This window comes from Oceanospirillum sediminis, assembly GCF_014164585.1.
Lineage (GTDB): Bacteria > Pseudomonadota > Gammaproteobacteria > Pseudomonadales > Halomonadaceae > Oceanospirillum > Oceanospirillum sediminis.
Genome location: NZ_JACJFM010000352.1, coordinates 1 through 310, shown reverse-complemented (window position 1 = coordinate 310; position 310 = coordinate 1). Strand labels below are relative to the sequence as shown.

Below are 310 nucleotides of genomic sequence, written 5' to 3'. Positions count from 1 at the left end.
TCATCACTTGTAAATAAGGAAAAGGGGTGCTTTCCTTTTGTGATAACATAGCTTCTAAGTGTTAGCCCAATTTCATGTTCTTTTGATATTGGAATGTTATAATTAACCCTAAACTCTTTAATTACGGCATCAATCACAATATTCATATAATCTGCGGGCGTAGTTTCTTGGTTTTCAAACTTAAAAACCCTCCAACGCTCATACCAAACATTTTGACTCATTTGTCTTCTTATATTGGGGTCTTTAGGAAAATAGGCTTCAACAAAGGGATGAAAATGATTTCCGCTAGTGTAATTTATTGAAATGGTAC

The 310-nt window shown here is 33.9% G+C and carries 1 protein-coding gene; it reads right to left on the bottom strand.

All coding sequences use genetic code 11. The features are described from left to right. The coding region (locus H4O21_RS28885; protein WP_220495923.1) for a hypothetical protein at window positions 1-310 on the bottom strand (310 nt) is incomplete at both ends.